This window comes from uncultured Flavobacterium sp. (assembly GCF_951805225.1).
GTDB lineage: Bacteria > Bacteroidota > Bacteroidia > Flavobacteriales > Flavobacteriaceae > Flavobacterium.
In genome coordinates, this window is the sequence record NZ_OX638201.1 from 3,817,474 (window position 1) to 3,837,377 (window position 19,904).

Sequence of the window (19,904 nt, forward strand, 5' to 3'; positions counted from 1 at the left end):
GGGCAATTATATTTCTATTATATCGAAAATTTTCGTTTTAGACAAGTTGATAAATAAGTTCCCCCAATTTAATCCGGAACCATATCCGCTCAATAATACATTTTGCGAATTATTTAATAACTGTTTATTAGAACATATCAAAAGTGGAATTGAAACACCGCTAGTATTCCCAAATTTACTAATATTCAAAAGCATTTTTTCCTGGTCCACTTTTAATTGTGAAGCTATTTGTTTTATAATAAATTGATTTGATTGGTGCAAAAGATAATAATCAATGTCTTCTTTTTTGACATCAATTTTTTCCAGTAAATCAATAATGCTATTGGAAATTTCTCTAAGTGTAAAATCAAAAACTTTAGGACCATCCATAGAAAGATGAAGACTATTTTTTCTATTTCCTGACTCATCACTTTCAATTTCGAGACTTTTAGCTGTAATACCATTTCGATATCCTCCATCTGGAATTTGAATTGCACTAGCATTTTGACCATCAGAAAAGAAATTAAAATATGTCTTATCTTCTTTCGATTGTTCTGAATTGATTAAAACAGCTGCTGCTCCATCTCCAAATAACATCGCAGTACTTCTATCTTCGATTGAAAGTATTTTTGAAAGAGTTTCTGCTACTATAAAAAGCACTTTCCCTTTTTGTAATGACTTTGCTATAGAAAATGCAGTACTCAATCCTTGAATAAATCCTGCGCAACCTGCATTAATATCTAAACATAAAATTTCTCTTTTTAAATTAAGTTTATGCTGTAGAATATTAGATGTAAATGGAATTTTATAGTCTGGCGTTTGACTTAAAAAAATCAAACATTCAATATCATCTTTATTAACGTTGTATTTGTCTATTAGATCTAACGCAGCAGAAAGACCTAAATCTGATGCTGTAACATCTTCTTCTGCCCAACGTCTCTCTAAGATACCTACAGTTTTTTCAAAAACTCTAAATTCTTTTGGAGAAAATAGTTCTCCAAAAGAATCATTTAGAATTTTTCTTTTAGGAACACAAGCACTAATTGCTTCAATTTCTACACCTTGAAATTCCTGAAACATAATTAATTAAATTTATCTGATCCTATTCTCTCAATCAATGATTCAATTGTAGTAATATCTTTCAAATCATCAGCATTCAAAGTAACTCCAAATTCGTTAGATACATATCCAATTAAAACCATTGCTGCCATCGAATCCCATTCGTCTAAATCTTTAAGATTTGTAGTAGTTTCCAGAGTAGTTTCGATTTCTAATTCTTCAGCTAAACCTGAAATAAAATCATTCTTTTTCATAATATTACAATTTATTTTTTATTTTAATAAGTCCTCCTGACCAAGAAAGACCAACTCCAAATCCAACAATAATTATTGTAGATTCTTTACTGATTTGTTCGCTATACTTTTTTAATGCAATTGGTATCGTACAAGAAACTGTATTTCCTCCATCTTCCAAATCAATAAAAAAATTATCGCTTGAAATCTTCAATCTTTTACGCATAAAATTTAGCATATATGCATTTGCCTGATGAAAAACAAACTGATCAATTTTGTCAATATCAAGATTATTCAATTCAAGAATTTCTTTTGTGAAATTAGGTATAACCTCATTTGTGAAATTAAATACATCGGGACCATTCATATATAGATGATTATCCGAATATGTATTATCTGTTCCGTAAATAATTTCCGGAGCATTTGAATCATATGGAAACCTACTACATCCGTTTTTAACAATTAACTTGTCAAAACCTGAACCGTCTGTACCAAATAAAAAATCTCCAATTCCATCCTCTTCTTCAGAATACGAAATTAAAGTTGCGGTTGCGGCATCTCCAAAAATTGATCTATTTGATCTATCTTGTGGATGAAGATATTTAGAGTAAGTCTCCGCAGTTACCAATAATACATTTTTTACTTGCCCGGAACTAATTAATCCTTTGGCCAGACTAACTCCATAAGTATATCCTGAACAACCAAGATTAAAGTCTAATGCTCCTATATTTTTTTTCATTCCTAATTTATCTTGTAGAATACAAGCTGTAGTAGGTAAAAAATATTCTGGACTTTGTGTACAATACAAAATATAATCTATTTCTTGTCTGTCGTAGTTCTGGAAAAGTTTCTCACATGCTTTTAATGCCAGATCAAAAGCTGTCTCATTTTCACTAACCCAATATCTATTTTTTATCCCGACTTTTTCTTCAAATTTTGAAAAATCATAATCTGGAAATGTTTCTTCTAAATCTTTATTAGTGATTTTATTTTCAGCATATACATATTCGATTGCCTTAATAATCATACCCATAATTAACTCCCTTTAAATGATTCTGTTGTTGCTGTATTATCTGCACTTATTCCTTCTGACTTAAAAACCTTGATAATAGTCAAAAATACAATTTTTAAATCCAATATAAATGTAATATTCTTCACATAATAAACATCAAAAATGAATTTATCTTCCCAACTAATAGCATTCCTCCCATTTACTTGAGCCCATCCGGTAATTCCCGGCTTGACATCATGTCTTGTTTTCTGAAAATCACTATACAAAGGTAAATATTCCGGTAAAAGTGGTCTTGGACCTATCAAGCTCATATCTCCAATTAATACATTCATTAATTGTGGAATTTCATCCAAAGAAGTTTTTCTAACAAATGAACCAACTTTTGTCAACCTTTCGGCATCAGATAGAAGGTTTCCATTTGCATCCTTCTTATCCGTCATCGTTTTAAATTTTACGATTTTGAATATTTTTCCATTTTTCCCTGGACGCCTTTGAATAAAAAAAGGTTTTCCTTGATTAGCAATAAATAAACAAATAGTAACAAATATAAAAAGCGGACTCAAGAATAACAATCCCAATAGAGCGCAAATAAAATCAATTACTCTTTTCAAATAAATACTATACATTTTTTTCTAAACTTTTATATTCTGATAAAATAGCGTCCCAAACTAACTGTTGTTCATAACGAGAAATAATACTTAATCGTGCATTAATTCTGAGACTATTACTAAATTCTTTATCGGTTAACATTTTTTCCATCGCATCATAAATAGCGACTGAATCTTTCACAGGAATAATCATTCCGTTTTCGTTTTCTATGATAATTTCGTTACAACCATTAATATCTGTAACAATACTTGGTAATCCCATAGCTCCCGCCTGCATAACAACATTAGGAAATCCTTCTCTATAACTAGGAAAAATCAATGCATCGGCCATTGCATAGTAAGGCCTAACATCAATTTGAAAACCAACGCTAATAATATTTTCAGATTCTTTTATTGTTTTTACAGTTTCGACATCCAGAGGATCTAAATCGTCCTCGAATGGACCAACTAATAATAGTTTTGCATTCTTGTAATTATATTGAAATTTAGAAAATGCATTTATTAGTTCATTAATTCCTTTGTCTTTAACTAAACGCCCTACAAAAACAAAAACAAAGTCATTTTCTGCGATACCTAACTTTTTTCTTTCCTGGGTTATATCTTCTAAGTTATACAATTCAGGATTAAAATAATTTTTATCTATTCCATTAACGTTTCCATTACCAATAACCTTCAGAGGCTTTTGCGTAATTTTATAACTTATTAAATCATCTTTAACTCCTTGTCCCTCTGGATAAATATTAGTTGCGCAGAGGCATAATAGTTTATCCATCAAAATAAGTATTTTTTGAAATAATCCCTGCTTTGAGGGAAATATCAATCCGGTAAAAGTATGGATACGAATTGGAACACCCGCAAATTTTGCTGCTGTCATACTTAATAATCCAGCTTTTGGGGTAATTGAATGTACTATGAGCGGACGTTCTTTTTTAAAATAAAAATATAATTTAACTAAAGAAACGAAATCTTTTATTGGTGAAATTTTTCTCTCCATTTCGATAGGAAAAATTTCAACACCTTCTCTACTGGCAACTTCATCTAAACTAACATCTTTTCCTGAAACAGCTATAATATTATAATGCTCATTTAAAAATTTCAACTGTCCTTTTAATAAAACATTCAGTGATATTGGAACGGTTGACAACCGGATAATTTTATTCATTTTGTAATTCAACCTTCATTAATCATTTTAACTATATTGTTTAATAACTAAACAACTTCATTTCTTCATTACTTTGTATCTATAACTATTAAATTATGAATAGCCTTAACGGAAAACCTAATTTTCTGTATTGATTAACTTGTTATTTTTATATTTCTTTATTTTATCGAAAACAATATTCACATTATATTTACTTGAATTTCTCCAATAAAAATCTTTTTTAGGATTTTTCCATACTGCATTAGTGATCGTAATTGTTCCTGCTGGATTTTGAATTGAATTATCATCATTAATGGATGTACCAAAAGAATAATTAGATCCATCATCTGTATAATTTTGCATCGTAATACTTACTTGTTTTTGTGGATTATTTTTAATCGAAAAAGCTTGTAAATTAATGCCTAATCCACCTGGATTATTAAAAGTATAAATATTACTTAAATTAACATCTTTAAGAGTTTCGTTATACAAACTAGGCTCAATTTGAATACCGTTCATAGGAAGTGTTCCGTAAGTATTGGAAATAAAAACAGAATCTATATGTAAATTATTTGCCGAAGTAATTGATATACCATCTCTTCGCGCATAATCTATCCATCCATTTTTAACAACAATATTCGAGCTTACTTTTCCATCTTCTGAACCTACAAAAACGCCATCTCCCCAAGTATCTTTTATTTGAAAATTATAAACTTCAACATTTGCACTATTAAGAATGCAAATACCGGCACTCCATTCTCCAGCTTGGTCACTTTTTTCTTTTCTGCTACCAACAATATTTGCATTGTAAATTTTAACATTGGAAGCATTATAAACTTTTATGATATCATTCAACCTACCTTTTGCCGGACCTTTGAACATAACCTTTGAATACTTATTAAAATAGATTATTCTATTTGAAGGAATCATAAGCCCACTACTATTTATTAAAACAGGAAAATTAGGCATTATAACTACAGGATATTTATTAATAGCATCTTGAAGTTTTTGTGTATAATCTACCGTTGCGTTCTTATTAGGACTCCCTGGCAGACTTTTCTCAAGGTTATAACTATCTTTTGGGAAAGTATAATTAGAATAACCTTTGTAATACATACTTACAAGTTGTTTTGGTGCAGATATATAATCGTAGCTCTGAGCATTCGACAACTGAGACACAACTAAACATAGAAATAATGTTTTAAAAAAAGCAGTAGTTTTCATAAGTTTGGAATTATCTAGTTTGGAAAAAAATAAAAATAAACACTAAAAACAGTACAGAAAAAGTGGCTTTAAAACTTTTTCTATTTTGATAAACTTTAAACATCGGTGCAAGCAAGAACGGTATAACACACCAAGACATTACGCCCCAGCGATCAGAATAAGGAATTTGGAACATCATATAAAACACTGCACTGATAAGAATGTAATACTTCAATAAATTTTCATAAAAATCATTCTTTTCAAGCTTATTCAAGTATATAAATATAATTAAAAATATCGTGTTAAATGCAACAAATTGTGGTTTGAATCCAACAGAATATGCAGAATCATTTCCTTCTAAATATCCTCCTCTTCTTTCGTCAAGCAACAAAAATCCAATAAAATAATCTTTAAACGATAAAACGCTGATACTTCCTGCCGCTAAAACAACCGAAATTAAATATAAACAATAATAATAAAACAATCGAATTTTCTTAAAGTAAGTAACCAATAAGTATAAGAAAACCGGTATAAGACTTGTAAAATGAAAACATATCGCTAGTATAAAAAATGAAATCCATCGAAATTTCTTTTTTGGCGAAACATTACGAGAAATAATCGCTAATACAAAAAAAGCAAGCGACAAACCTTGTCTTATAATATTTATCCCTAATGATTCAAAGAAAAACAGACTAATTAAGGAAAAAACAGAAAGAAAAAAGTTTGATCTGTAAAAATTTGAATATTTCTTTAAAGTGTAAAAATTTAATGTTACAAATAAAAAACTCATTACAAATAAAAAAATTTGCGGGTCTTCGCTAAAAACATTCAAAACTCTAAATACTAATCCAATGGGAGCATCTGTACCGTAAGTTATCTCTTTATAATGGGTATACTGCCAATGATACATTTCAGTATCAGTACCAATATCTACAGAGCGCATACCAAACAAAAAGACATAACCTAACAATAGGACAAATACGATACAATTAGATACGCCTTGATAATTTTTTTTCTTCAAGTCTATAGTAATTGCCATCCAAATTGCAAGCAACGATGCTGCTACATATATGACCCAATATAATAAATTAAACTCTGGCACCTATAATTGAATCTAGCTGTTTTTCAAAACTTACTTTTTCAGATAACGTTAAATACTGAAATCGCTTATTCAATAAAACATGCTCCTTTTTAATTTTTTCTAAAGCAACATAAACAAGGTATTTTAAATAAGATTCCAATATCAATTTTGCTTTTTGTGTTTTTGTTGCGCGATATGTATCAGCAAATTTGATTTTTCCTTTAATCATTTTTAAATGTTTTTGAGAATTATTATTACTGTCTTCTCTATAAAACAACAAAGGTTGATTCAAATTTTGAAAGCGATATTGTGTTATTAAGCGATACCATAATTCCATATCTTCCATTTGTATGAAGCCTTCTTTATATGGATTTTTTAACAACACTTCTCTTTTTGCCATCACTGTTGGATGTATAGGACAAATTCCTTTGAGAATATCATCCTGACTTTTTATTTCTACTGATTTTTTAAATCCTAAAATTTGGTTGTCCTTATCAATACTTACAGCATCACCAAAAACAATATCAATTTCAGAATTCTTTTTTAATACGTTCAGTTGTCTTTCTATTCTATCCGGGAACATTATATCATCAGCATCCATTCTGGCAAAATAAATACCCTCAGAAAGATGAATCATCTCATTTAGTCTAAAAATTAACCCTTTATTGACACCATCATTAATAATTTTAATTCTGGGATCATTATAAGATTTCATAATTTCTAAAGAATCATCTATAGAGCCATCATTTACTAAAAGTAACTCAAAATCTTTAAAGGATTGTTGCAATACAGAATCAATAGCTTGTTTAAGATATTGACCTGCATTATATATTGGAATTCCGATTGAAACTAGCATTTTTTATTTATAGTAAATGGGCTCAAAATGAGTTTTAGCCTTAATTTTTCTTTAGATCTTTTAATTTTTCGCTAATCAAAGTGATATATTTATCATCTGAGTAATATTTTTCAAAAATCTGTTTATAAACATTTTTTACTTCATCTACAAAAATGTTCTTTTTATCAAAAACGATAATTTTATTAGCAATTTCTTGTAAATCTTCCTCCTCTAATCTGCATTTAATTGAGTAATCTTTTAAATCAATATTTTCTTCAAAATCCTTCACAACATCAGTATATACAGGAATAATACCGGCCGCTAGATAAGAGTTCATTTTTGTTGGCGTTGCAACATTATTAATAGGATCGTCTTTTCTTAATAAAAACCCGTATTTATATTTCACTAATTCGTCTTGTAACTCTTCTAGTTTAACAAAACCAACGGATACATTTTTTAAATCATGTTTCTTTATTAACGCATCGGCTTCATTTTTTTGTCCAGTAAGCAAGGTTAATGTTGCTAATTGATTGTTTTCGTAGATTTTTTTAAAAACTATGAGACTTTCTTCAATACATTGCCAGCCATATAAAGCTCCAGCATATACGAAACTGAGTTTTTCATATTTTTTTGGGGAGAGAAAAGAAGTTTCATCTAATTTCTTATTATAACATGGTATAATAATTGATTTTTCATTGAAATTTAAAGCATATTTCTTTTCATAAAAGCGTTTCATTTCATTGGAAACAAACAGACATAAATCTGTTTTTTCTAAACATTTTTTTTCCAAATAACTTAGATAAATTTTTCCAATCTTAGACTTTAAAGTATAATTATGTAACAATTCATACTCTTCAGGTCCAATGCCTTGAAACCAATTGATATAAAAATATTTTTTCTTTTTTTCTTTATATTTTAATGCTTTTTGATCTCCTCCACGAATAGTTACAATAATATCAATATCTGCATCTACAAATGGATCTTGAGAAACAACTACTTCATAATCATGAAATGCATTTATGATTAAACTCGTATAGTATTCTGTTGCCTCATTCATGGCACTTTTAGGCAGATAAAAAAAAGCTTTCATTTTATAATTAATTTTTGGCGAATATTTTTTTAAATTCTAACAACATATTATCAGCATTTGTTCTTCTTTCTTTTAAAGAAGCTTCGTAATCAACTTCATAGTTCAATTCATTAACCAATTTAACTAAATGCTGCATATCAAAGGGTTTCTCCCAAAGTTTGATTTCTTTGACTTGCTCTGTTAAGATTCTTAATTTTGGTTCTATCTCAACACAAATAACTGGTTTGTTTAATAAGCTAGCTATAATTGCTCCGTGATAACGGGCTGTTATGAATCCGTCAAATACATTTAATTCTTCCAAAAATGATTCAATTGAATATTTTTCCGGATCCCAAACTAAAAAGTTCTCATTCTTTAGTTTTCCAATCCATTCTTTGTCTTTAGATGGTGCAAAAACAATGAATTGCAATTCTGCATCTGAATATGTTTTATAAAATTCAATTAAAATGTTGATATAATTATTTCCTGATTTTTCCCAGTCCCAATCTCTAACAATAATTCCAATTTTCTTTTTTCCGTTAAAGCCTTCAGATTTAGTACAATTAGGTTTTTCAAAATAAGACGAAAAAACAACATCTGCTCCCAAGGTTGCAGGAATATTCCAATCTGAGCAATATTGGTATGAAATCTCATCTCTCACTCCAACAAAATCAGACTTAGCAATTTTTTCTTTTGCATTAGCTATTGCTTCCTGATTTTCATAAAATGGACCAATTCCAAAACCTATAAATGCAATCTTACTAGAATTTATATTGTTTTTAGAAAAAATATTGCTTAGCTTTTTTTTAACAAGTTTGGGATTTCTAACAGCTATACCAATCTTTTGAAGTAAAGTTGTATTGTAACTACTTTGAAAAGCAAAAAACTGAGTTCCTCCTCCATAGACTTCCCAATCGGGTAGAAAATTAGGTTTTAAATAGGTACTGTTTATTAAAAGCTTATTGGCATAATTATTTTCTTCTCCTACAAAATTTAACTGTAAATTCTCAAACTCTTTTAAAAAGTAGTTTTCAAACACACACATTAACAAATCATCTCCAAAATTAGTTTCTCCGTAAGCTCCTTTTATAGTAAGTCTTGTCATCTTTTTTATTATAATACCATCTTCTTCTCCAACAATGCACTTCTTAAAACATCATAAGGCAAATCCTGCACAGTTGTTCCGTTATTTATAGCCAATACTGCTGCTGCACCGGCAGCTTGTCCCAAAGACATATACACAGGTTCCATTCTAATGGAACTATATGCAGTTCGTGATGCAGATAAACAAACAGGAACAAATAGATTTGTGCATTGTGCTTTTTTGGGTACAATTGATCGATAATCAATTGGATAAGGTTTAGGAGTTCCGGCCATAAATTGACCTTCATTCTTAATATTTCCGTTATTATCTATGTAACGTTGAACTATATGTGAATCCATTGCATAATCTCCCAATGCTACTGGTCGGTCCGCAACAATTTGACCTGTACAATTTCTCTCTGTCATAATGTATTCACTGATCATTCTACGTCCTTCTCTAATATACAATTGATTTGGCCAATTACCATTATCCACAAATTCATCTTTTGGTAATCCCCATTCTTTATAAAAATCACGAATTCTGGCGGGAACATTCGGGTGATTTGCTAAAGTCCACAAAAGTCCTATCTGATAGCGTTTATGATCAGCAATTATCATTTCTCTTTCTGCATAATTTGCATCTGGATATTTGTAATTTTTACCCACGTAATCAGTCGAAACTGGTCCAAAATTATTTGAATCCGTTTTATAATTTGGCATTGGTACTAAATCAAAAAAAGTATTTCCCTGATAGGTTTTAAGATATTCGAAAAGTATATTATAATCATCTTCATTATAATCAGCAGGTTTTTCTATTTGTATCCTATTTCGACTTTCGTTGGTTAGACACATTCTATAACAATATGCTTGTATCTTTTTATCTCCTGTTCCGTTTCCAGGCAAGTTTAACGGAAAATCTGTACCAAAATGTTTTATTCCGTCCGGCAATTGATTTCTATTGCTATTTGCAATCCTTTGAACACCACTGGTTCGTTCATTGTATTGACTATTACTTTCTCTGCCAATAGTATATGAAACACCTGCTTTTGCCATAAGATCTCCTTCATAGGTAGCATCAATAAACATTTTTCCTTTTATTTTCAGACCCGATTCCATTGTTATGGAAGTAATAGCATTCAAGTCATTTTTAGTAACTCCTTTATCTAAATCAAGTCTTTGATTATGTAAAATTGGAATAGCATTATTAACAATGAAGTCTCGCAAAACATACTGAGCTGCTTTGGGTTCAAACCAAATCATGATATCTCCATCATACGTATATCTTGCATATCCTCCTGGATTACCACCAAACCAACTATTAGAGTTACCGTAATACTCTTTTATGGATTTATAAAAATCTCTTGTTGCCCCTCCTAATATACTGTTATTTAATACATCTGTGGCACCAAGACCATTCGCAGTCATTCCACCTAATGCAGTATTTAAAGGTTTAATAAGCAAAACATTTTTTCCGGATTTTATAACCTCGGCAGCAGCCATTATACCGGAAACTGTTCCGCCATACACTACCACATCATATTCTTTAGTTACATCTATATCCTTTACTCCCGTAGTAGTATCAAAATGTAAAATGGGTTTTATATTCACCAAATCGTCATTATCTTTTGAGCAAGACGAGTGAAAAAAAGAACAAAATAATAAAACTGCAATCAAACGTAATTTTATACAATACATTTCAAAATAATAAAACGGTTAAATTTATTTAATTCTTTCTCTAAGAAAATTAGTCTATATCAGATTCATTATATTTAGTACTTTTTCTAAAGAACTAAATTAAAATGATCTGATCATTCATTATAATTAAGATTTATCTGGGGTTGAAGTTTTCTTTCCAACTTTTCTTTCAGATAAATTTTATTTTCTTTTTTAAGTCTATAATAATGCTCAGAATCTCTGCTTTTTATAACTCTACATGGATTACCAACAACTATTGAAAGCGGAGGAATTGTTCCTGAAACTACACATCCGGCACCCACAATACAACCCTCACCAATATTACTGCCTGGAGTTATTATTACATTTCCGCCTATCCAAACATTTTCTCCAATTGTTACTTTTCTAAAGTCAAAAGTTTCATCATATGGAATATACTTAGAATCCTTAAACGAATGATTTGCCGAGTGTAAAACCAAATTTGGTCCAATGATTACACCATTCATTATTTCAACTCCTCCCAATCCATTAATTTCGGCATTGGGACCGATATAAATAAAATTACCTAAAGACACACGCTCTGGATAATAAATTACGATAGAAGAGCTGATACTATTATTACTACCACTTTTGTTTAGCTTCTTTAATAATCGTTTCAATTTGATGGATTTAAAAAACATCACAACTTTCCCTATAATCATTTCTTTAAATATCTTAACATTAAATTTTTATTGAGGTATACAATTAAACCTGACACTATAAAAAATAAAATTAATTGGTATTGAAATTTTAAAATATTCATTAAAAAAATCAATGCAATTATAGCAATTAAAGCAATTATACAATAAAATATATTTATCTTAAGATTCAGCTCTTTTTTCAAATCAAAATATCTTAACAAGTATATTATAAAAAAGCCAAGAAAATAAGAAATTGATATCCCATATAAACCCCATCTATGAACTAATAAAAAACACAGACCGATAGATATGGCACCTCCAAGTATTGTTGTTAAAGTTATTTTTGCAGTTGCTCTACTTTTCTGATAAATAAGACTTATTAATGCAGCCAAAGTATTAAACCCAACTCCTAAATATAAAAAAGGCATAAATCTCCAAGACTCATAAAATTCAGAATTAACAATATACTTTGTGTAAATAGGTGCCCCGACAATAAGGATCACAATAATACTAAATTCTATTTTGAAAAAATAAACCAATAGTTTACTAAAATCTTCAAGTTTGATATCCTTTTTAAGAAACCCATCTTGAATAGGCAAAACAAATATTGAATTTACTATTACAATAATGGACGGAAATCTTGAAGAAATTGCATAGACACCGTTTGCTTCTGCTCCTAAGTAATGCAATATAATAAATTTACTTGCGGAACCTATTACCCACCAACTCATCAAATTAGGAATAAGCGGTAGTGAATAACGGCACATTTCTTTCAATAATTCTTTATTTAAAGCTTGAAAAGAAAAATACTTCAATATATTAATTTGAAATAAAATCAACAAGCATGCGACTGTGTATGCTATTACATTTGCAAGCAAAATACCTTCTACTTTTAAGTGCAATACATATATAAACAATACATTAAAAACAATTACTAAAAATGTAGTTAAAAGTCCATTAACCGCAAACTTTTTAGTATGTCCTTCTCCTCTTAAAATACTTTGTAATATTGGTAACAAGCAATTCAGAAACATTAGAGAAAAAAAATAACCTTTGTATCTAAACGTTTCCAATTCAGAGTAAATTAACAGAAATACCGAAAACAAAAAAAAGCCTGCTCCAAATGCAAGCATCGTATTAGTGATTATTTGTTTTTTTAGATACTCGTTTTCTTTATCTTTATCAATCAACCAACGATAAGCAGCGTCAGATATCTGTAAAGAAACCAGAGGAACAAATAATGTGATTGTTGTTATAAATATATCGTACTCACCTAAATCTTTTTTTGTCAAAAAAAATGTATAAAGAGGAAGAAGTAAAAAAGAAAGGACTTTCGATCCAAAACTTCCTACAGAGTAAATTAAGGTTTCTTGAAAAAGTTTATTTCCAAGACGATTAGAAGGGGTTACGCTCATTTTAATTTGTGCGTATGAATTCAACTATTCTTTTGCATGCATTACCATCTCCATATGGATTATGCAAAGCACTCATTTGCTGATAGCGATCGAGATTTAGTAATAAATCATTTGCTTCAGAAATTATTCTTTCTTTATCAGTACCAACTAAAATTACAGTACCTGCATCAACAGCTTCTGGTCTTTCTGTGGTATTTCTCATTACTAAAACAGGTTTCCCTAAACTAGGTGCCTCTTCTTGTACTCCGCCAGAATCAGTAATAATCAAATATGATTGTTTCATTAACCAAACAAACGCAGGATAAGCTAGAGGACTAATTAATTTTATATTAGAAATATTTGATAAAATCTCGTATACAGGTTTTTTTACATTTGGATTTAAATGTACTGGATAGACAATTTGAACATCCGGATGCTGCATTGCAATTTCTCTTAAAGCTTCACAAATATCTATAAATCCCTTTCCATGATTTTCACGTCGGTGACCGGTTACCAAGATTAGTTTTTTAGATGAATCGACGATTGTCTTTAGAAAATCAATTTCCTGATTATCTATTGAGTCAACAATTACTACACTTTCTAATAATGCATCAATTACAGTATTTCCTGTAACTAATATACTATCCGGACTAACATTCTCGGCCAATAAGTTTTCTTTTGAAGCATTTGTAGGCGCAAAATGAAAATCAGCAATTCGTCCAGTAACTTGTCGATTAATTTCTTCAGGAAACGGTGAACGCTTATCATATGTACGTAATCCAGCTTCTACATGGCAAACTTTTGCTCCTGAATAAAAAGCCGCAATACTTGCGGCCATAGTTGTGGTTGTATCTCCATGAACATAAACGTAATCTGGCTTAAAATCTTCTAAAACAGCTTTTAATTCAGTAATAATATCTGCTGTTAAAGAAAACAAATCCTGATTAGCTTTCATTAAATTTAAGTCATAATCAGGAACAATTTCAAAAAAATCCAACACCTGATCTAACATTTCACGATGTTGTGCTGTTACACAAACTTTTGATTCAAAATCATTTTTATTTTTTTCAAATTCTTTTACTAAAGGAGCCATTTTAATGGCTTCCGGTCTAGTTCCAAATATGATTAAATTCTTAATTTTCATATTAATAGTTATCAAACATTAAATTAAAATAAAAAGGCAAGGAAAATCAATTAACTATTCAATGCTTCTTTAATATATTTTTTCACGATAAAAAATATAGCACAAATAAATACGAAAAGAAAAGAGCCGATTACCATCCCTTTCATCTTACCTAATTGATCTTTCTTTAGCGGTAAAATGGGTCTGTCAATTACTTGAATTAATGGAGTTTCTCTACGCAAAGTAACTTTTGCCAGTTCTGCCTGTTTTACTAATTCGGTCAAAATTGCAATATTTGCCTGCACATCTACTTGTCTTTTTGCTGATGGCGTTCTTCTAACATTTAAAGCGGGATTAAGATTAAAAGTATTATCATTTGCAACTGCAACACCAGTAATAGCTCCATTAAGTTCCCCACGAATAGAGTCGGTTTGCCTCTCTAAAATATCCATATTAATACGAGCCTTTTTACTTTTAGTATCGATGTAAAATTTACCCACTTGTCTTACTAAAGCTTCGCAAAAATATTTGGCAAACAATTCATTCTTTGATGAAACCTGCATATTGATTATAGAGATTTTCTTGTCTTTTTGATCAACATTTAAATCTCCTTTGGACAAATTTTCATAAATTTTACCTAAAATACTATCATGAACTCTTGTAAAATCCTGACGTTTCATATTTGGCAGGAATTGTATACTTTTAAATCTTGGATTATTCTCCCAACTTTTTCTCCATTCATTATTTTGTATATACATTTCGGCTAATGAAATTGATTTCCCACTTACTTCAACCGGACTCATTAGTGTTTGTTCAACCATTGTCCGAGATTTAAATAATTCTGTCAAATTAGCTCCTGTAAAAATACTGCCTCCACTACCCCCAATGTCCAAACCAAGGGTACTTGCTAAACCTAATGCACCACCTAATCCTCCTCCTCCAGATTTTTCATCTTCCATTGCAAAGGACAATGTTGCTATATATGTTGGCTTTTTAACAGCAGAATATATGAAGCCCAATAAAGCTCCAGCGAACCCTGCTATTAAAATAATTTTCCAGTTTGAAAGCAAATAAGTAAACCATTCTCTTATTGTTTCAAGGAATTCTTTTAACGAAATTTCGTCATTTTCAATAGTTTTATTCTCCATTAAACGATCTATTTGAAAGCTGTTACAATTAATAATGCTAAACTAGTTAGAACACTGCCGATGCTAACCCATTCTCCTGTGCTCATTCTCTTGGTTTCCGGTTTTTCCGGTACCACAATCTGAGAACCTGGAGTTACTTTAGGATAGGCTCTAAAAAACAGAAATGACTCTGTAACAGAAGCTTTTCCATTTGGATATATAATATAAGCTTTTTTCTTCCATCCTTTATTATCGACACCACCAACAGAATTTATATAGTATTTAAATCCTTTTCCGCTTCTGTAAGGGATTTCCGAAGTAAGCAAAACATTTCCAGTTACTTTAACACCTTCATTAAAAGTTGCTACTGTAATTTCATCACCTGGAAACAAAGTAACATTCGAATAGTGATTTTTATCTTTTACAATTTTTTCCCAATTAACCGGAATCGTTGCAAATTTTAAATCATCCTTTAATTTTTTTGCTAGTTTATCGTTTGAACCTACAGTATCGGTTTTAGTTTTAGCCAAATTTAAATCTACGCTTTCAATTTCTTCAATCTGATCTTGATTAATTGGCCTTTTAATTTTGACACCATCAACATTAGCAATTGATGTTACACCACCTGCACGCATTACAATATTATAAACGCTTTCTTTTTTATTTGCCAAAACATATTTTCCCGGATATGCAACAGCTCCACTAACTGTTACCATCTCTGGTTTTTCATAAACAGCTATTCTGCGAATGTTAATCACATCAAAAGGCTTTAAAATAAAATTTTTGATTTGCTCATTATTTTCTGCAGTAATCTCAAGCTCTACCAGTTCAATACGTTTGGGATCATTCTCAACTATTACATCAGATTTTATCATTCTGGCGATTTCTACCCTTTTAGATGCTGAACCGGTTAATCCACCCACTTCAACAATTAAATCATTCAATGTAAGATTTTCATAATAATCATACACTCCTGGTTTTTTTACCTCACCGTCAATCGTTACCTTATATTCTTCTCTAAAATCTAAAATAGAATAAACAGTTACAATATCTTCTCTTTTTAACTTTACATCTGCGTTTAAATCTCCTGACATAGCAGCATTTAAATCTACATTTACAATTTCTGTTGTCAAATCAGATTTTAGACGAATGATTCTTGCTCTTTTTGTATAGGCGTCCTCTTTAAGCCCTTCTGCTCTGGTAATAAGATCTGAAACTCTCATTTCATTACTATAAGAATAGTAATCTGGTCTAAAAACGGCACCTTCAATTTTAATACGATTTTCAAATCGGTTTAAGATTTTGGTAATCTTAAAAACATCCCCTGATTTTGGATTGTAATTATTAAAATCACTTTCATTAATATCGTGAACTTTGAATTCTTTTCCTGTCTTTTGTACGACATTTACTGAGGCTGTATATGCAAATTCATTAAATCCTGAAGCAAAGCCTAATAAATCAGTAAACGTCTCGCCTTGTTTCATTTCAAAAATCCCAGGACGTTTAACTTCTCCTTCAACAGTTACCCTATCATTGTAAGCAGGAATCCTAACAACGTCGTTATCTTTTAAACTAACATTATCAGATTGATCTCCTTTTACTATAAATTTATAAATATCAATTTTTTTATAAACTTTATTATTACGAATTAACTCTATATTTCGGTAGCTTCCATTCTTCCCCGGTCCTCCAGCCAAATGCAAAGCATTATAAACTGTCGCCAATGAAGAAATCGAATAATTCCCCGGTTGTTTTCCTCCAACAATGGTAACTTTTATAGTTCTTATTTGAGTCAGACTGATACTAACCTGTGATTGTCCAGATCTCACTGTACTATAAACTTTGGCAATTGCAGCTTTAATTTTTTGAGTTGCAGCTTCGATCGACATTCCTGAAACTGAAATTTGCCCAACATTTTCAATAACAATCTTTCCTTCTACACTAACTGGTATACTTGCGCTATACTCTTGAACTCCATATACACTAACTTGCAATTCATCTCCAGGTCCTAAAGTATAATTCATTGGTGTTGCCAATTTCAAATCAGGTTCAAAATTCAAACTCGGATTATCAAAAAGTTCAGAACCAAAAATTAAGGCATTAGCTGAGTCTTTTACTTTAACATTGACAATTTTTTCCTGATTTCTTCCAAATTCAGATTTATTGTTTTTTAAAGAATTAACTTTACTATCATTTCCGGATGTACTTGATATATCTTTCAACTTAGCTCGTAACTTGTCAAACTCATCCTGACTCATGCCTTTTGAAAGCGCTATAGGTTCTGCGTCATCTATAGTCATATTATTGCTTTTTAATTGAGAAGCAATTTTAACAAGATCTTCTTGAGATAAATAATCAACTTTAATACTACTTAAATCTTTAGATTTAAACATGTCTTGTGCATGTACATTTAAAGAGAGTAATAAAATAAAAAACAGAGTAAAAACGTAAGTTGTTTTTTTCATATTGATTTATAATTTTAACCTTAGTTTGGTTTAAATAGAAATTTACTTATTTATGAGTATTGTTTTTGGTAATAATCTTTGTAAGCCCCTGAAGTAATATTTTGGAGCCACTTATTATTATTAAGATACCAATTGACCGTTTTTTCTAAACCTTCTTCAAAAGTCACAGAGGGTTTCCAACCTAATTCTTTGCTAATTTTTGAAGCATCAATGGCATAACGCAAATCATGTCCTGGTCTATCTTTTACAAAACTTATTAGTTTTTTAGAAGTTCCAATGTCTCTTCCTAGTTTTTGATCCATGATTTCGCAGAGTAGTTTGACAAGATCTATATTTTTCCATTCGTTAAAACCACCAATATTATAAGTTTCGTGATTTTTTCCTTCGTGAAAAACTAAATCTATTGCAATAGCGTGATCTTCTACAAATAACCAATCCCGTGTATAATTACCATCTCCATAAACTGGCAATGACTTATTATTTATAATATTATTTATAAAAAGTGGAATTAGTTTTTCAGGAAAATGATAAGGTCCATAATTATTCGAGCAATTAGTCAAAACATATGGCAACCCGTAAGTTTCTCCATAAGCTCTTACAAAATGATCAGAACTTGCTTTTGAAGCAGAGTAAGGTGAATTTGGGTCATAAGGTGTCGTTTCAGTAAAAAGTCCTTCAGTGCCTAATGAACCATATACTTCATCAGTACTTATATGATAAAAACGTCTACCTTCAAAATTGCTTTTCCATTGATTTTTAGCTGCATTTAATAAATTCATTGTTCCTATAACATTTGTCTTAACAAATATTAAAGGATCTTCAATAGAACGATCAACATGTGATTCAGCTGCTAAATGTAGAACACCTTCAAATTGGTGAATTGAAAAAAGATTATTTATAAAAGCTTCATCTGTGATATCTCCTTTTATAAATGTATAATTAGGATAATCTTTAATATCTTTAATATTTTCAAGATTCCCTGCATATGTTAAGGCATCTAAATTATAAATTTGATATTGAGGATATTTAGTTACAAACCGTCTAACTACATGTGATCCAATAAAACCTGCACCTCCAGTAATAAGAATCTTTTTCATCTTCATTAATTTAATAATTCTGAATTTTGTCTTTCCAGTTCGCCATATAAATCTTTTACGTCCTGCGAGTTTTCTTTCTGCAATATTAAATTTGCACTATCTGTGTAGACAAAAATAGTATTTTTTAATCCTAAAAATGTCGTATGTTTTTCCGTACCAATAACCATATTTCCATTGTTATCAATAGGATGTCCTTTTAAGACTAAATAATCATAAACTGACTCAAACGAACCCAGATCTGACCAAGAAAATGAAGCAGGAACTACCTTGATTTTTTTACTTCGCTCCATAACAGCATAATCAATACTAATTGATGGAATCTCAAAAGACAAATCTAAATCCAGAAAACCTTCTTTACTTGACTCCCAAACTGTTTTAGATTTTTCATATACATCAGGTTGAAATTGTTTTAATTCATCAAGTAAAACTCCTGCTTTAAAACAAAACATTCCGCTATTCCATAAAAAATTACCTCTTGAAATAAACTCTTTAGCCGTAGTTTTATTTGGCTTTTCACGAAATGAAACAACCTTGTCTCCTTTCGATTCAATATAACCATATCCAGTTTCGGGCTTGGTTGGAATAATCCCAAAAGTTACAATAAATCCTTCTTTTGCTTTTAAAATAGCTTCATTTATAGCTTTATCATAATCTTCCATTTTCCCAATAATATGATCCGATGGAGTTACAATTAAAATATCTTCCGGATCAGAGGCAAATGCAGCGAAAGCAATTGCAGCGGCAGTATTTCTTGGTGTCGCCTCAACAATATTCGTGTAAGACGTTTTGGTCTTATTCATCACTTTACCACTTAGATGATGATTATCTACATTACCAACTACCATAACTTTATTTGCTAAATGACTATTACGATCAACCGTCATTTCAAACAAAGATTTCCCTTCAAATATCTCTAGGTACTGTTTAGGTTGACTTTTACGCGAAAGTGGCCATAATCTGCTACCAACTCCGCCAGTCAAAATAACATGTATGATTGAATTACTTGTTTCCATTTTTTTTTAAATAAAAAAAGAACCTTTA

At 30.3% G+C, this 19,904-nt stretch carries 18 protein-coding genes; all 18 read right to left on the minus strand.

The features are described 5' to 3' along the window. Positions 1-6 precede the first annotated feature (6 nt). The 18 genes from WN975_RS15800 to WN975_RS15885 all read right to left on the minus strand — a co-directional run bounded on the left by WN975_RS15800 (position 7) and on the right by WN975_RS15885 (position 19,876). On the minus strand, positions 7-1,059 hold the full coding sequence (locus WN975_RS15800; protein WP_337967375.1) for a ketoacyl-ACP synthase III: 1,053 nt from the start codon (positions 1,057-1,059) through the stop codon (positions 7-9). Positions 1,060-1,061: 2 nt separating this feature from the next. After that, positions 1,062-1,292 (minus strand): acyl carrier protein, encoded by a 231-nt coding sequence (locus WN975_RS15805; RefSeq protein WP_337967376.1) that lies wholly within the window; start codon positions 1,290-1,292, stop codon positions 1,062-1,064. Between the two features lie 4 nt (positions 1,293-1,296). Next, entirely contained in the window at positions 1,297-2,304 is a 1,008-nt protein-coding gene (locus WN975_RS15810) for a ketoacyl-ACP synthase III (RefSeq protein ID WP_337967377.1), read from the minus strand. Positions 2,305-2,306: 2 nt separating this feature from the next. After that, on the minus strand, positions 2,307-2,909 hold the full coding sequence (locus WN975_RS15815) for a sugar transferase (RefSeq protein WP_337967378.1): 603 nt from the start codon (positions 2,907-2,909) through the stop codon (positions 2,307-2,309). Further along, positions 2,902-4,053 carry a glycosyltransferase family 4 protein gene (locus tag WN975_RS15820; RefSeq protein ID WP_337967379.1) on the minus strand — a complete coding sequence of 384 codons (1,152 nt, stop codon included), beginning with the start codon at positions 4,051-4,053 and terminating at the stop codon, positions 2,902-2,904. Before WN975_RS15820 ends, WN975_RS15815 begins: the two co-directional genes overlap by 8 nt. Before the next feature lie 117 nt (positions 4,054-4,170). Next, entirely contained in the window at positions 4,171-5,256 is a 1,086-nt protein-coding gene (locus tag WN975_RS15825; protein WP_337967380.1) for a right-handed parallel beta-helix repeat-containing protein, read from the minus strand. Between the two features lie 10 nt (positions 5,257-5,266). Continuing rightward, the gene (locus WN975_RS15830) at positions 5,267-6,337 is read right to left on the minus strand and encodes an EpsG family protein (RefSeq protein ID WP_337967381.1); all 1,071 of its coding nucleotides are present in this window, start codon (positions 6,335-6,337) and stop codon (positions 5,267-5,269) included. Then, positions 6,324-7,172, minus strand: a complete 849-nt coding sequence (locus WN975_RS15835; protein ID WP_337967382.1) for a glycosyltransferase — start codon at positions 7,170-7,172, stop codon at positions 6,324-6,326. Before WN975_RS15835 ends, WN975_RS15830 begins: the two co-directional genes overlap by 14 nt. A 40-nt stretch (positions 7,173-7,212) precedes the next feature. After that, on the minus strand, positions 7,213-8,241 hold the full coding sequence (locus WN975_RS15840; RefSeq protein ID WP_337967383.1) for a hypothetical protein: 1,029 nt from the start codon (positions 8,239-8,241) through the stop codon (positions 7,213-7,215). A gap of 7 nt (positions 8,242-8,248) precedes the next feature. Continuing rightward, the gene (locus WN975_RS15845; RefSeq protein WP_337967384.1) at positions 8,249-9,325 is read right to left on the minus strand and encodes a polysaccharide pyruvyl transferase family protein; all 1,077 of its coding nucleotides are present in this window, start codon (positions 9,323-9,325) and stop codon (positions 8,249-8,251) included. 8 nt (positions 9,326-9,333) lie between these two features. Beyond that, positions 9,334-10,998, minus strand: coding sequence for an FAD-dependent oxidoreductase (locus WN975_RS15850; protein WP_337967385.1), 1,665 nt, complete (start codon positions 10,996-10,998; stop codon positions 9,334-9,336). A 113-nt stretch (positions 10,999-11,111) separates the two neighbouring features. Continuing rightward, positions 11,112-11,636: an acyltransferase gene (locus WN975_RS15855; protein WP_337967386.1), complete on the minus strand. Its 525-nt coding sequence runs from the start codon at positions 11,634-11,636 to the stop codon at positions 11,112-11,114. Positions 11,637-11,674: 38 nt separating this feature from the next. Then, complete coding sequence (locus WN975_RS15860; RefSeq protein WP_337967387.1) at positions 11,675-13,072, minus strand: polysaccharide biosynthesis C-terminal domain-containing protein; 1,398 nt, start codon at positions 13,070-13,072, stop codon at positions 11,675-11,677. 1 nt (position 13,073) lies between these two features. Further along, positions 13,074-14,195, minus strand: a complete 1,122-nt coding sequence (gene wecB / locus WN975_RS15865; protein ID WP_337967388.1) for a UDP-N-acetylglucosamine 2-epimerase (non-hydrolyzing) — start codon at positions 14,193-14,195, stop codon at positions 13,074-13,076. Positions 14,196-14,245: 50 nt separating this feature from the next. Next, a complete protein-coding gene (locus tag WN975_RS15870; protein ID WP_337967389.1) occupies positions 14,246-15,322 on the minus strand; it encodes a lipopolysaccharide biosynthesis protein in 1,077 nt (358 codons plus the stop codon). Between the two features lie 8 nt (positions 15,323-15,330). Beyond that, positions 15,331-17,766 (minus strand): SLBB domain-containing protein, encoded by a 2,436-nt coding sequence (locus tag WN975_RS15875; RefSeq protein ID WP_337967390.1) that lies wholly within the window; start codon positions 17,764-17,766, stop codon positions 15,331-15,333. Between the two features lie 50 nt (positions 17,767-17,816). Then, entirely contained in the window at positions 17,817-18,863 is a 1,047-nt protein-coding gene (gene rfbB / locus WN975_RS15880; RefSeq protein WP_337967391.1) for a dTDP-glucose 4,6-dehydratase, read from the minus strand. 5 nt (positions 18,864-18,868) lie between these two features. Next, positions 18,869-19,876, minus strand: a complete 1,008-nt coding sequence (locus WN975_RS15885) for a mannose-1-phosphate guanylyltransferase (RefSeq protein WP_337967392.1) — start codon at positions 19,874-19,876, stop codon at positions 18,869-18,871. Positions 19,877-19,904: the final 28 nt, after the last annotated feature.